This window comes from Streptomyces nymphaeiformis (assembly GCF_014203895.1).
In the GTDB taxonomy this organism is placed as follows: domain Bacteria; phylum Actinomycetota; class Actinomycetes; order Streptomycetales; family Streptomycetaceae; genus Streptomyces; species Streptomyces nymphaeiformis.
This window is the reverse complement of record NZ_JACHJY010000001.1, coordinates 961,970-974,859: the sequence shown is the minus strand read 5'-3', so window position 1 is coordinate 974,859 and position 12,890 is coordinate 961,970. Positions and strand designations below refer to the sequence as shown.

General features: G+C 73.6%; 12 protein-coding genes. 4 read left to right on the top strand and 8 right to left on the bottom strand.

What is annotated here, in order from left to right; genetic code table 11:
- Nucleotides 1-158 precede the first annotated feature (158 nt).
- Both GGE06_RS04355 and GGE06_RS04350 read left to right on the top strand, forming a co-directional pair.
- Entirely contained in the window at nt 159-941 is a 783-nt protein-coding gene (locus GGE06_RS04355) for an alpha/beta hydrolase (protein ID WP_116161433.1), read from the top strand.
- Nucleotides 934-1,575 carry a hypothetical protein gene (locus tag GGE06_RS04350; protein WP_184930050.1) on the top strand — a complete coding sequence of 214 codons (642 nt, stop codon included), beginning with the start codon at nt 934-936 and terminating at the stop codon, nt 1,573-1,575. Before GGE06_RS04355 ends, GGE06_RS04350 begins: the two co-directional genes overlap by 8 nt.
- A gap of 135 nt (nt 1,576-1,710) precedes the next feature.
- Here the strand turns inward: GGE06_RS04350 and GGE06_RS04345 are convergent, their stop codons facing one another.
- From GGE06_RS04345 to GGE06_RS04320, 6 genes are all read right to left on the bottom strand, one after another.
- Entirely contained in the window at nt 1,711-2,457 is a 747-nt protein-coding gene (locus tag GGE06_RS04345; protein ID WP_184930049.1) for an endonuclease/exonuclease/phosphatase family protein, read from the bottom strand.
- 161 nt (nt 2,458-2,618) lie between these two features.
- Nucleotides 2,619-3,560, bottom strand: coding sequence for an ROK family glucokinase (locus GGE06_RS04340; protein ID WP_116161431.1), 942 nt, complete (start codon nt 3,558-3,560; stop codon nt 2,619-2,621).
- A gap of 66 nt (nt 3,561-3,626) precedes the next feature.
- A complete protein-coding gene (locus GGE06_RS04335) occupies nt 3,627-4,091 on the bottom strand; it encodes a DUF5304 domain-containing protein (protein ID WP_116161430.1) in 465 nt (154 codons plus the stop codon).
- A gap of 44 nt (nt 4,092-4,135) precedes the next feature.
- Nucleotides 4,136-5,257, bottom strand: a complete 1,122-nt coding sequence (locus GGE06_RS04330) for an ArsA family ATPase (protein WP_116161429.1) — start codon at nt 5,255-5,257, stop codon at nt 4,136-4,138.
- A gap of 328 nt (nt 5,258-5,585) precedes the next feature.
- Nucleotides 5,586-6,026, bottom strand: a complete 441-nt coding sequence (locus GGE06_RS04325) for an SRPBCC family protein (RefSeq protein ID WP_116161428.1) — start codon at nt 6,024-6,026, stop codon at nt 5,586-5,588.
- A gap of 101 nt (nt 6,027-6,127) precedes the next feature.
- The gene (locus tag GGE06_RS04320; RefSeq protein WP_116161427.1) at nt 6,128-6,895 is read right to left on the bottom strand and encodes a metallophosphoesterase family protein; all 768 of its coding nucleotides are present in this window, start codon (nt 6,893-6,895) and stop codon (nt 6,128-6,130) included.
- Between the two features lie 258 nt (nt 6,896-7,153).
- Here GGE06_RS04320 and GGE06_RS04315 point away from each other — a divergent pair, with 258 nt between their 5' ends.
- Nucleotides 7,154-8,950 (top strand): AMP-dependent synthetase/ligase, encoded by a 1,797-nt coding sequence (locus tag GGE06_RS04315; RefSeq protein WP_116161426.1) that lies wholly within the window; start codon nt 7,154-7,156, stop codon nt 8,948-8,950.
- 74 nt (nt 8,951-9,024) lie between these two features.
- Here the strand turns inward: GGE06_RS04315 and GGE06_RS04310 are convergent, their stop codons facing one another.
- Nucleotides 9,025-10,167, bottom strand: a complete 1,143-nt coding sequence (locus tag GGE06_RS04310) for a glycosyltransferase family 4 protein (RefSeq protein WP_184930048.1) — start codon at nt 10,165-10,167, stop codon at nt 9,025-9,027.
- A 122-nt stretch (nt 10,168-10,289) separates the two neighbouring features.
- Here GGE06_RS04310 and GGE06_RS04305 point away from each other — a divergent pair, with 122 nt between their 5' ends.
- A complete protein-coding gene (locus tag GGE06_RS04305; RefSeq protein ID WP_116161424.1) occupies nt 10,290-11,567 on the top strand; it encodes a glycosyltransferase 87 family protein in 1,278 nt (425 codons plus the stop codon).
- On the opposite strand, the gene GGE06_RS04300 is transcribed toward GGE06_RS04305, so the two are convergent.
- Nucleotides 11,528-12,883: an MATE family efflux transporter gene (locus GGE06_RS04300; protein WP_116161423.1), complete on the bottom strand. Its 1,356-nt coding sequence runs from the start codon at nt 12,881-12,883 to the stop codon at nt 11,528-11,530. The genes GGE06_RS04305 and GGE06_RS04300 overlap by 40 nt on opposite strands.
- Nucleotides 12,884-12,890: the final 7 nt, after the last annotated feature.

The following is a 12,890-nucleotide window of genomic DNA, read 5'->3' as shown; positions in this document are numbered from 1 at the left end:
GTGTGCCGTCGCCCCGACTTTATCCCGTACCGACGCACGGCCCCCGCTACGGCCCTGGTCGGTGTCGGTCCGGTCGCGTACCGTGAAGGTCCTTCCCCATCTTCCGTCGCTCCGGCGCACCCGCAGACGCCGGAGTCGCAACCGAACAGGAGACCCCGGTGCCGGTCCTTCCCGGAGCCGAGCCGTACCGCCATGAAGGCGGAGAGGTCGGCGTCCTTCTCTGTCACGGATTCACCGGTTCCCCGCAGTCGATGCGCCCGTGGGCCGAGTACCTGGCCGAGCGCGGCCTGTCGGTGTCGGTGCCGCTGCTGCCGGGCCACGGCACCCGCTGGCAGGACATGCAGCTCACCACCTGGCACGACTGGTACGCGGAGGTGGACCGCGCCCTGCGCGAGCTCCTGGAGCGGTGCCGGACCGTCTTCGTCTTCGGCCTCTCCATGGGCGGGGCCCTCACGCTGCGTCTCGCCGCCCAGCACGGCGACGCGATCCGGGGCATCGTCCTGGTCAACCCGGGGAACAAGGTGCACGGCCTCGCCGCGTACGCGCTGCCCGTCGCCCGCCACCTGGTCCCGTCCACGAAGGGCATCGCCAGCGACATCGCCAAGGAGGGCGTGGCCGAGGTCGGCTACGACCGGGTGCCGCTGCACGCCGCGCACTCCCTGCGCCGCTTCTTCCGGACGGTGGACGCGCAGCTCCCGCAGGTCACCCAGCCGGTGGTACTGCTCCACAGCCCCCAGGACCACGTCGTGCCGCCCGTCGACTCGGCCCGGATCCTCTCCCGGATCTCCTCGACGGACGTCAAGGAGGTCCTGCTGGAACAGAGCTACCACGTGGCGACGTTGGACCATGATGCGGAGCGGATCTTCGACGAGAGCCTGGCCTTCGTCGAGCGTCTGGCCCCGGATCTGGTCGACGGGAAGGGGAGCAGGAGCGGTGGCTGAGCAGCAGGACGGCCCGGAGCGGGAGCCGCAGCCCATCGACGAGGAGGCGGCCTGGGCCGCGATCGTCGCCGGGTACGGCGAGGAGCCCGCGGACCCGCCGGGGACGAAGCCGTACCGGCCCGTCGAGAACCTGCCGCTGCCCGAGCCCGAGGAGGACGAGGACGGGCCCGCCCAGGAGATCCGGCCGGTGAAGGGCACGGCCTGGAAGCCGAGGCCGAAGCCGGTGGAGCCCGAGGACGATGCGGACGAGGACCCGGAGGCGGGCCCCGAGCGGCCCGCGCTCGGCAGCTCGATCGTGTTCGCGCCCGGGGTGCGGGCGGGTGGCCCCCGGGACTACTCGCCGGCCGAGCCGGACGACGCGGCGGGCGGCGCCGACGAGGGGCACTTCGTCCCGCCGGAGCCGCCGCCGCTGCCCGAGGCGGACACCACGACCAAGTTCGCCTGGCTCGCGGTCGTCGGCGGCCCGGTCCTCATGCTGGTCGCCGTCCTGCTCCAGTGGGACATGACCTGGTGGCTGACGACCCTCTGCGTGGGCGGCTTCCTGGGCGGCTTCGCGACCCTGGTGGCCCGCATGAAGCACGACGACGACGATGACGACGGCTTCGACGACCCGGGGCGCGGGGCGGTCGTGTAGCGGGCCTCAGCCCGCGGGGACCCGGACCGCCGCGAGCACCGGCAGGCGGGCTCCTCCTCCCGACGCCGCCCTCGCACCGCTCGGCGCCGGGGCGCCTCCCGGGCTTCGGACGGCTGCGCCGGCCTCCGGCCGCCGTCAGGGCGCGGCCGGCACCCGGACCGCCGCGAGCACCGGCAGGTGATCCGTGGCGGCCCGCAGGTCGGCCGGGTCGAGGTCCGTCGGGACCCCGCAGCCGAGGAACTCGACGCCCGGGGTCGCCAGGATCGCGTCGATGCGCTGGTGCGGGTCGGTGGGCGTCGAGGTGTGCTCGCCGCCCCAGGGGCTGACCGCCCAGCCGTCCCGGAGCTCCTTCGTGAGGCGGGTGAAGGCGGGGCCCCCGGGGCGTTCGTTCAGGTCGCCGGCGACGAGGGCGTGCGGGGTGCCGAGGGCGGCGACCCGGTCGAGGACCATCCCTGCCTGGGCGTACCGCTCGTCCTTCCGCAGGCTCAGATGGCAGCTGACCACCCCGAGCCGGGCCCCGGCGAAGCGGACGACGGCGGTCGCGAGGCCGCGCCGGTGCAGGCCCGGTGTGAGCGGCAGCAGGACGTCCTCGGTCCGCTCCACGGTGGCCCGCAGGGAGCAGAGCAGCATCGGTCCGGCCGCGGTGGCGCCGCCGCTCAGGATGACGAGCTCGCTCTTGGCCGCGAGCCGGGCCGCGTGTTTGCGCCAGCGGAAGAAGCGGGGCGCCTCCTGGACGAAGACGAGGTCCGGGGCGCAGGCGCGGATCACCCGGGCGAGGGCGTCCTCGTCGTCGCGCATCGAGCGGACGTTGTAGCTCAGGACCCGGAGGACGGCCGAACCGTCGCTCTCGGTGCGGGAGTTGGGCAGCTCACTGATCGCCATGACGGCCAACATACGACGACCGCCCGCCGGGTCCATGGGGACGCGACGGGCGTACGCCGTTCGACAGTGCAGCGACGAAGGCCGCAACCATCAATTGAGCAACCCCCGCGGCGATCGACCACATCCGCGAGAGCGGCGCCGGTTTAGGCGCACAGGGGGCTTCAGCCCTGGCGGGCGAGGTCCGCGGCGCCGACCAGGCCGGCCTTGTTGCCGAGCTGGGCCGCGAGGACCTGCGCGTGCGGGCGCCACTGGCCGCCGATCAGCCAGCGGCGGAAGGACTTGCGGATCGGGTCGAGGACGAGGTCGCCCTCGTCCGAGACGCCGCCGCCGACGATGAACGCCGAGGGGTCGAAGAGCGAGGCCAGGTCGGCGAGGCCGGCGCCCGCCCAGCGGGCCAGCTCGCGGAAGGAGTCGACGGCCACCGGGTCGCCCGCGCGGGCGGCCTGGCTGACGTGCTTGCCCTCGATGCCCTGCGGGGTGCCGTCGCCGAGGCCGAGGAGGAGCTCCGCGCGCTCCGGGGTGGCGTTGGCGCGCTGCTTGGCGTACCGGACGAGCGCGCGCCCGGAGGCGTACTGCTCCCAGCAGCCCTGGCTGCCGCAGCCGCACAGCAGACCGTCCGGGACGACCCGGATGTGGCCGAACTCGGCGGCCACGCCGAAGCGTCCGCGGCGCAGCTTGTTGCCGATGATGATGCCGCCGCCGAGGCCGGTGCCGAGGGTGATGCAGATGACGTCCTCGTGGCCCTGACCGGCGCCGAAGCGGTACTCGCCCCAGGCCGCGGCGTTGGCGTCGTTCTCGACGACGACCGGCAGGCCGACCCGCTGCTCGACCTTGTCCTTCAGCGGCTCGTGCCGCCAGTCGATGTTCGGCGCGAAGAGGACGGTGGCGCGCTTGTCGTCGACGTAGCCCGCGGCTCCGATGCCGACGGCCTCGATCTGGTACCCCTTGCCCGCCTCGGAGACCGCGGCGCAGATGGCGTCGACGATGCCCTCGGGGGTCGGCGGGGTGGGCACGGTGTGGGTGTCGAGGATGTTGCCCTCCTCGTCGACCACGCCGGCCGCGATCTTCGTGCCGCCGATGTCGACGCCGATGGTGAGTCCCATGTGTCCCTCAGTTTTCGGTCGAGCCCCGCTATGGCCAACCGTACCCGAGGCGAGGTGACCCGCCGGTCAGTCGAGGTCGATGTGCTGGCCGGTTCCGGGCCCCTCGTCGTCCTTCTTCCGGGGTGTGTCCGGGTCGGCGTCCCGGCGCGGGTCGTCGTCCTCGGGGACGGCGCCGCCGCGGGTCCAGCGGCTCTCGTGGCCCTCGACGGCGGAGCGGTAGGCGGCGAGCAGCTCGCTGCCGGCGGCGGCGAGGTGGTCGAAGACCTGCGGGTTGCGCTCGATGACGGGCTCGACGACGGCCTTCGCCTGGTTGACGAGCTGCTGCACGGTCTGCGCGGCGGTCTGCGCGGCCTGACCGCCGAGGAGCGGGGCCCCGAGGCCGCCGGAGACCTTGTCGGCCACGGCCTCGAAGAGCCTGCGGAACTCCTCCGCGGGCGAGCCGGGCTCGGTCGCGCGCTGCGCCCGGCGGCGGGCCTTCTCCGCCTCCAGGTCCTCGGCACAGGCCTTGGCCCAGGCGTCCGAATCGCTCATGGCGTACTCCTCAGTGGCTGCGTACTTCGACGGTACACGCCGCCTCAGGGGGTGCGGGGCCAGAGCCCGGGGTCGGGGGTGAAGCGCACCCGGAGGTCCCCGTCGACGAGCCCGGCGCCGGTGACGGTGCAGCGGCGCAGGGCGCCCGGGAGCGGGACGCCGCGGCGGAACGCGCCGACGGTCAGGAGCAGTTCGTCGCCGCGGCGGACGAGCGACAGCTCCTCCTTGACGGCGCCCGGCAGGGGGATGTGCCAGACGAGGACGCCGTCCTCCTCGCGCCGGTCCTCGACGGCCCACTCCGGTACGGGGCCGGTCTTCTCGGGCCGGGGGGACGCGAGGAGGACGAGGTCCTCGGCCCCGCGCGGGGCCCGGCCCAGGTGCGGGAGCTCGTACAGCTCTCCGGCGCCTTCGGTACGGAGCTCCGCGAGGTGCCGGTGCTGTTCGGCGGTGAGCCCGGCCAGCCAGGGGTCCTCGGAGCCGGCGGGGAGGATCCGGTTCGCGACGACGGCGTCGAGGGCGAGGCGCTGGACGGCGAGGCCGAGCCGGGCGGTGCGCAGGGCGCGGGCGGCGGCGGGGCCGGGCTCGACGACGAGGCGGACGGTGGTGGCCGGGGCCTCGACGACCGCCTGGACGGCGGCGAGCTCCGCCTCCCAGCGGGCGGTCGTCTCGTACAGCCACTGCGAGGGCATCGGGACGCCGGCGAGCTGGGCGAGCATCGGGCGCAGGGCGCGGGCGGCCTGGCGCTCGGGAGGCAGGAGTCGGCGCAGGTAGCGGCGGAGCTGCCCGGGGAGGGCGAGGAGGGCGAGGGCCTCGTCGAGCGGGGGCAGGTCGACGACGGCGAGGTCGTGGTCGCCCTCGGCGGCGTCGCGCAGGGCGCGCAGCAGGGCGAACGGGCGGCTGCCGGGGAGCTCGGTCAGTTCGGCGTCCTCGAAGGGCGCGGCGCCGAGGAGGTCGAGGGCGGCGGTGGAGCGGGCCTGGAGGGCGAGGAACTCCCGGCGGAAGTCGGCACCGGGCTGCGGACGCAGGACGCGGAGCCCCTCCATGGGTTCCGCGTCCTCGGAGACGAGCAGCACCCGACGTCCGGCGCGCGCCTCGGCGAGGGCGGTGCCGGCGGCGAGGGTGGTACGCCCGGCCCCGCCGGGACCGGTGACAAGGATGATCCGCATGCGCCCGAACTTACCGGGCCCCGTTGTGGGCAATCGTTCCGCAGGGCGGAACGGGTGGGCACAACGGACCCGCGCCCTGCCGGCGCCAGAGGCTCCCGCGCCCCGACCCGCACCCTTTGTGCACCGCCGCTCGTGGTGCGGGTCCAGGCGCGGAACGCGGAGGCGCCGCTAAGCGCGCCGTCCCGTGTGCCCACCCTCCCCCAAGCTCTCGGCTTCGCTCGAGCAGGGGGGACCCCCTCGCCCTGCGGGACGATTGCCCACACGGGGGTGGGCCGGGGCCCTGGCGGAACGCATGCCCACAACGGGGCGGGGCACCGCCCGGCAGGGCTTACGCGCCCGATTCCACCCGCTTCTTCAGGCCGTCCAGCGCGCGGTCGATGATGACCTTCTCCGCCTTGCGCTTGATCATGCCGAGCATCGGGATCTTGACGTCCACCGTCAGCTGGTAGGTGACCTCCGTGCGGTCGCCGCCGAGGGACTTCAGGAGGTAGGAGCCGTCGAGGGAGCGGAGCATCTGGGACTTGACCAGGGTCCAGCTGACCTCGTCGGACCCGGTCCAGGTGTACGCGAGGGTGTGGTCGTCCTTGATGGCGCCCGCGTCGAGGAGGAGCCGGACCTTCGAGGCGCGTCCGGCGTCGTCGGTCTCCAGGACCTGGGCCTCCTTCACCTCGCCGGTCCACTCGGGGTAGCGGGCGAAGTCGGCGATCACGCTCATGACGTCGGTCGGCGCCGCCTCGATGGTGATGCTCGAGCTGGTGTGTTCGGCCATCGCGGTGGCTCCTCCACTGTGCGGTCCGGCGGAAGTAAAGGCGGAAGCAAAAGGGCACAGACGTGCCGACGGAAGGCTATCGCGCCCCCGCGCCCGCGCCGTCACCACTCCAGGGCGAAGGGCCTGCCGGTCGAGGCGAAGTGTCCGACGTTCACGCACTCGGTCGCGCCGATGCGCATCCGGCGGGCGAGCGGCTGGTGGACGTGGCCGAAGAGGGCGTACCGGGGCCGGACGCGGTGAATGGCGTCGAGGAGGGCCCGGCTGCCGCGCTCGAAGCGGCGGGCGACGGTGTCGTAGGTGAGGTCGGGGATGTCCGGCGGGATGTGGGAGCAGAGGACGTCGACGTCGCCGAGGGCCTCGACCTTGGCGGCGTACTCCTCGTCGGGGATCTCGTACGGCGTGCGCATGGGGGTCTGCAGGCCGCCGCCGACGAAGCCGAAGACCAGGCCGCCGAGCTCGATCCGCTGCCCGTCGAGGACGGTCGTCCCCGGTCCGGCGAAGTCGGGCCAGAGGCGGGGGATGTCGACGTTGCCGTAGGTGGCGTAGGTGGGGGTGGGGAAGGCGGCGAAGAGTTCGGCGTACTGGCGCCGGACGGCGGTCTCGATGGCGGTGTCGCGGTCGACGTCGAGCCCGGCCCAGAGGCTGCGGCCGAGGTCGCGGGCCTCGTCGAAGCGGCGGGCGGTGCGCAGCTCGACGAGCCGGTCGGCGTTCTCGGTGCCGAAGAGGTCGGGGAAGATCCCCCGGCTGTGGTCGGCGTAGTCGAGGAAGAGGACCAGGTCACCGAGGCATATGAGGGCGTCGGCGCCCTCTCCGGCCTTGGCGAGGTCGCCGGCGTTGCCGTGCACGTCACTGACCACATGGACTCGCATGTGCCCACCTTAGGGGGTGTCACCTGCGGTTACTTGGGAGTCGTGAAACCGGTGGATTACTGTGCGGAGAGCATGGTCACGCATATGTGACGCACGGAACATCTGGCCGGGACCCCCTACCGGGAACCGTGTACTGGCGAGTAACGTCCGGGCAGTCCACCAGTCGTGCTCACCCCCACTGAGCACCTGCCCGATCATGGACTTCACCGGTGCATCACACAGAGCCGTGGCGCCGGCGCCCGATGAGGAGCAGCAGTCTTGCGCGAGTTCAGCCTTCCGGCCCTGTACGAGGTCCCCACGGACGGCAACCTGACGGATCTCATCCGCCGCAACGCCTCCCAGCACCCAGACGTCGCCGTGATGGGGCGCAAGATCGACGGCGTCTGGACGGACGTCACCGCCACGCAGTTCCTCGCCGAGGTCCGCGGGGTCGCCAAGGGCCTGATCGCCGAGGGCGTGGAGCCGGGCGACCGGGTCGCGCTGCTGTCCCGTACGCGCTACGAGTGGGTGCTCCTCGACTTCGCGATCTGGAGCGCGGGCGCGGTGACCGTGCCGGTGTACGAGACGAGCTCGCCGGAGCAGATCCAGTGGATCCTCGGCGACTCGGGCGCGACCCTGGTGCTGGCCGAGAGCGCCGCCCACCAGGCCTCGGTGGAGTCCGTGCGGGACCGGCTCCCGGAGCTCAAGGGCATCTGGCAGATCGAGGACGACGCGGTCGCGCGGCTCACGGCCACCGGCGCGGACGTCTCGGACGAGCTGCTCGACGCCCGCATGTCGGCGGCGAACGCGGACGACCCGGCGACGATCGTCTACACCTCGGGCACGACGGGCCGCCCCAAGGGCTGTGTCCTGTCCCACCGGGCCTTCTTCGCCGAGTGCGGCAACATCGTGGAGCGGCTGAAGCCCCTCTTCCGTACGGGCGAGTGCTCGGTCCTGCTGTTCCTGCCGGCCGCGCACGTCTTCGGGCGGCTCGTCGAGGTCGCGTCGGTGATGGCGCCGATCCGGCTGGGCTGCGTCCCGGACATCAAGAACCTCACCGACGAGCTGGCCTCGTTCCGGCCGACGCTGATCCTGGGCGTGCCGCGCGTCTTCGAGAAGGTCTACAACTCGGCGCGGGCGAAGGCGCAGGCCGACGGCAAGGGGAAGATCTTCGACAAGGCCGCGCACACGGCCATCGCGTACAGCCGGGCGATCGGCACCCCGCAGGGCCCGTCCTTCGGGCTGAAGCTGAAGCACAAGGTCTTCGACAAGCTGGTCTACAGCAAGCTGCGGGCGGTGCTCGGCGGCCGCGGCGAGTACGCGATCTCGGGCGGCGCGCCGCTGGGCGAGCGGCTCGGCCACTTCTTCCGGGGCATCGGCTTCACGGTCCTGGAGGGCTACGGCCTGACGGAGTCCTGCGCCGCGACGGCGTTCAACCCGTGGGACCGGCAGAAGATCGGCACGGTCGGTCAGCCGCTGCCGGGCTCCGTGGTGCGGATCGCCGACGACGGCGAGGTGCTGCTGCACGGCGAGCACATCTTCACGCGGTACTGGAACAACGAGGCGGCGACGGCCGAGGCGCTGGCGGACGGCTGGTTCCACACGGGTGACATCGGCACGCTCGACGAGGACGGCTACCTCGCGATCACCGGCCGCAAGAAGGAGATCCTGGTGACGGCGGGCGGCAAGAACGTCGCCCCGGCGGTCATCGAGGACCGGATCCGGGCGCACGCGCTGGTCGCGGAGTGCATGGTGGTCGGCGACGGGCGTCCGTTCGTGGGCGCGCTGGTCACGATCGACGAGGAGTTCCTGGGCCGCTGGGTGAGCGAGCACGGCAAGCCGGCCGGTTCGACGGCGGCGTCCCTGCGGGAGGACGCGGATCTGGTCGCCGAGGTCCAGCGGGCGATCGACGACGGCAACGCGGCGGTGTCGAAGGCGGAGTCGGTCCGCAAGTTCCGCATCCTTCCGGCCCAGTTCACGGAGGAGGCGGGCCACATCACCCCGTCGCTGAAGCTGAAGCGGAACGTGGTGGCGAAGGACTTCGCGGACGAGATCGAGGCGATCTACACGAAGTAGGGGCGGGTACGGGAAGGGCCCGGGGCGATCGCATCGCCCCGGGCCCTTCCCGTACGTCCTCCAGCAGCTGCGTCCTACAGCAGCTCGCGCAGCCGCTCCGCGAGCAGGTCCCAGCGCCAGCGGTCCTCCACCCAGGCCCTGCCCCGCTCGCCCATGCGGGCGCGGAGCTCGGGGTCGAGGAGGAGGGTGGCGACGCGGTCGGCGGTCTCCTCGGCGGACTCGCCGCGGACGACCCAGCCGGTCTCGCCGTCGAGGACGGCGTCGGGGGCGCCGCCGGAGTCGCCGGCGACGACGGGCAGGCCGGTCGCGGAGGCCTCCAGGTAGACGATGCCGAGGCCCTCGACGTCGAGGCCGCCGCGCCGGGTGCGGCAGGGCATGGCGAAGACGTCGCCGGCCCCGTAGTGGGCGGGCAGCTCGGACCAGGGGACGGCGCCGGTGAAGCGCACGGATCCGGCCACGCCGGTCTCGGCCGCGAGGCGGTGCAGGTCCTTCTCGTACGGTCCGCCGCCGACGATCAGGAGGACGGCGTCCGGTACCCGGCGGAGGATCTCGGGCATGGCCCTGATCAGGGTGTCCTGGCCCTTGCGGGGGACGAGCCGGGAGACGCAGACGACGACCGGGCGGTCGCTGAGCCCGAGGCGGGCGCGGACCTCGTCGCCGCCCGAGTCGGGGTGGAAGGTCTTCTCGTCGACGCCGGGCGGGAGCTGGACCATGCGGCCGGCGGCGGCCGGGGTGAGGGCGGTCGCGATCCGGGAGCGGGTGTACTCGCCGAGGTAGGTGATCGTGTCGGTGCCCTCGCCGATGCGGCGCAGCAGTTGCCGGGCGGCGGGGAGCTGGGCCCAGCCGGCCTCGTGCCCGTGGGTGGTGGCGACGAGTCGGCGCGCGCCGGCCCTGCGGAGCGCGGGGGCCATCAGACCGAGCGGGGCGGCCGCGCCGAACCACACGGACTCGCAGCCGTGCTCGCGCAGGAGCGCGGTGGCGCGGGCGGTGACCCGAGGAGTCGGCAGCAGCATGGTGGTGCGATCCCGTACGACCGTGAAAGGCTGTTCGGCGTCGAACGCGGCCGTCGCCTCGATCCCCTCGCGGCTGCGCTTCCACGTGGAGGCGTAGACCACGATCCGGTCGGGGTCCAGGCGGAGGGCCATGTTGTGCAGGAAGGCCTGGATTCCGCCGGGACGGGGCGGGAAGTCGTTGGTTACGATCAGGGTCTTGTGCATCGTGGCCGACAGTACGCGATCGCCTGCACCACCCGGCAACACACCTGCCCCGCCACCGCGGGCCGGCAGGACCACGACCGACTGCCCCCGCCACCGCGGGCCGACAGGACAAGGACGCGACAGTGACGACGGGTGCGGCGGGGAACGGGTCACGCACGGGTCTGCGGCTTCCGCTCGGCCTCTGGGGTCTGTCCCGGGCCATCCTGCTGCTCGTCGTCTTCAAGATCGTGGTGATCCCCGGACCGGACGTCACCTTCGACGTCTCGAACATCTACCAGGGCTGGTACGAGGTCCTGCGGACGGGCACGTACCCGCTGGACGACGTCACCTGGCAGTACCCGCCGGCCGCCGCGTTCGCCATCCTCGCCCCGGGGCTGCTGCCGTTCCTCGGCTACGCGAGCGCCTTCTTCCTCCTCGCGTTCCTCTGCGACGCGCTCGTCTTCGGGCTGCTCCTGCACACGGGCCGCCGTTCCGGCCGCTCGTTCCGGGGTGCCTGGTTCTGGCTCGCCGCCGTTCCGCTGCTCGGCCCGACGGCGTACGCCCGGTACGACGTGATGGTGACCGCCGTCGCGGTGGCGGGGCTGCTCGCGGCGGGGCGGAGCCCGCGCGTCCTCGGCGCGCTCGCCGGTTTCGGCGCGGTCCTGAAGGTGTGGCCGGTGCTGCTGCTCGCGGGCAGCCCGAAGGGGCGGGCGACCCTCCGCTCCTGGTCGACGGCGGTGGGCGCGGCGGCGGCGGTGCTCGCGTTCTGCGTGATGTGGATGCCGGGGGCGCTGGCCTTCCTCGGGTTCCAGCGCGACCGGGGCACGGAGGTCGAGTCGCTGGGCTCGATGGTCTTCCACGTCGTCCGGCACTTCGGCTGGGACGGCGAGGCGCGGATGAACTACGGCTCGATCGAGTTCCTCGGGCCGCACGTGTCCACGGTCTCGGCGGCCGCCCTCGTCCTCACGATCGCCGCGTTCGGCTGGCTGCTCGTGTGGCGGATCCGGGCGCGCCACTTCGGCTCGTCGACGGTGGCGGACGCGGCCTTCGTGGCGGTGCTGCTGTTCACGACGACGAGCCGGGTGCTCTCCCCCCAGTACATGCTGTGGCTGGTCGGCCTGGCGGCGGTGTGCCTCGCCTACCGGTCGAGCCGGATGCGGCTGCCCGCGCACCTGGTGCTGTGGGCGACGGCGGTGACGCAGTTCGAGTTCCCGGTGTGGTTCTCGCACGTGACGCGGAGCGATCCGCTGGGCGTGGCGGTGCTGTTCACCCGGAACGGTCTGCTGGTGGCCGCCACCGTCATCGCCTGCCGGATCCTGTGGCGCCACACGGTGACGGAACCGCGTCTCGCCGAGGGCGCGAGGATCCCCGCGCAGGCGACTCAGCCGGAGCGCGAGAAGGCCCTGTCCGGCACCCGCTGAGACTCCCGGGGGGCCGTGACCGTACGGCGGTGCAGCAGGCCGAGCGCCGCGCACTGGGCCGCCATGGCGAGGGCCATGGCCAGGCAGATCCCGCCGAGGCCGAGGCGTGAGAGGGCGTACGCGAGCGGGAGCTGGACCAGGACGCCCGTGACGGTGATCCGGGCGAGGTACGGGCTCGCCCCGGTGCCCTCGAAGACGCCGGCGAGCGCGATGTACCCGGCCATGAGCAGCAGGTACGGGCCGAGGCAGCGCAGGAAGAGCGCGCCCGCGGCCGCCACCTCGGGCTCGGCGCCGAAGGCCCGCATGACGGGTCCGGCGCCCAGGAACAGCAGTGCGGCCGCGCTCGCGCCGAGGACCCCGGCGAGGACGAGGGCCTGCCGGCCGACGGCCCTGCGCTCGTCCAGGCCCGCCCCGAGGAGGTGGGCGCTGTGGATCGAGGCGGCCTGCCGGACGGCGTAGAAGGCCATGGTCGCCACGTACATGGCCTTGGTGGCGATGCCGTAGGCGGCGATCTCGGTGACGCCGAGCCGGGCGACGACGGAGACGAGGGCGAGGGCTCCGGCCATCCGGACCGCGAAGTCGACGGACATGGGCAGTCCGGTGGCGGCGGTGCGGCGCAGGGAGGCCGCCGTGGGCAGGGCGGCGCGGGCGGCCCGCGCGGCCTTGAGGAGCGGGTCGCGGCGCAGGGCGACGAGCCCGGCGGCGAGGGCGACGGTCCGGCCGGTGACGGTGGCGAGGGCGGCGCCCGGCACCCCGTACGCGTGGATGAGCAGCGGGTCGAGGACCAGGATCAGGCCGTTGGCGAGGAAGGCGAGCCGCATGGGGGTGCGGGTGTCGCCGGCGCCCTTGAGGATCCCGTCGAGGACGTTCGTGGCGAAGAAGACGGCGGTGCCGGGGAGCGAGATCGCGAAGTAGGCGCCGGCCAGGGCGTGTGCGGGGTGGTCCGAACCGCCGAGCAGGAGGGCGGCGAGCGGCTCGCGGAGCAGGTATCCGCCGAGGGCGACGGGCGGGACGAGCAGGGCGCAGAGGGCGGTGCCGCCGCGGACGGCGGAGCGGACGGCGCCGGGGTCGTCGGCGCCTCTGGCGCGGGCGACGAGGACGGTGGTGCCGGAGCCGGCCATGAGGACGACGCCGAGGAGCAGGTTCTCGACGTTGCCGGCGAGGGCGACGGCGGCGACGGCGTCCCCGCCGAGGCGGGCGACCCAGACCATGTTGATGATGCCGGCGGCGACTCCGGCGAGGAGTTCGAAGTAGACCGGGCGGGCGAGCCGGACGAGCGTGCGGCGGTGCGTGGACGGCGACGACGGCGAGGACATGCGAAGG

What these genes read in the sequence shown, in the direction of transcription:
- GGE06_RS04300 (WP_116161423.1), bottom strand. Translation starts at nt 12,883, where the DNA reads ATGTCCTCGCCGTCGTCGCCGTCCACGCACCGCCGCACGCTCGTCCGG.
- GGE06_RS04335 (WP_116161430.1), bottom strand. Translation starts at nt 4,091, where the DNA reads ATGAGCGATTCGGACGCCTGGGCCAAGGCCTGTGCCGAGGACCTGGAG.
- GGE06_RS04325 (WP_116161428.1), bottom strand. Translation starts at nt 6,026, where the DNA reads ATGGCCGAACACACCAGCTCGAGCATCACCATCGAGGCGGCGCCGACC.
- GGE06_RS04345 (WP_184930049.1), bottom strand. Translation starts at nt 2,457, where the DNA reads ATGGCGATCAGTGAGCTGCCCAACTCCCGCACCGAGAGCGACGGTTCG.
- GGE06_RS04340 (WP_116161431.1), bottom strand. Translation starts at nt 3,560, where the DNA reads ATGGGACTCACCATCGGCGTCGACATCGGCGGCACGAAGATCGCGGCC.
- GGE06_RS04330 (WP_116161429.1), bottom strand. Translation starts at nt 5,257, where the DNA reads ATGCGGATCATCCTTGTCACCGGTCCCGGCGGGGCCGGGCGTACCACC.
- GGE06_RS04310 (WP_184930048.1), bottom strand. Translation starts at nt 10,167, where the DNA reads ATGCACAAGACCCTGATCGTAACCAACGACTTCCCGCCCCGTCCCGGC.
- GGE06_RS04320 (WP_116161427.1), bottom strand. Translation starts at nt 6,895, where the DNA reads ATGCGAGTCCATGTGGTCAGTGACGTGCACGGCAACGCCGGCGACCTC.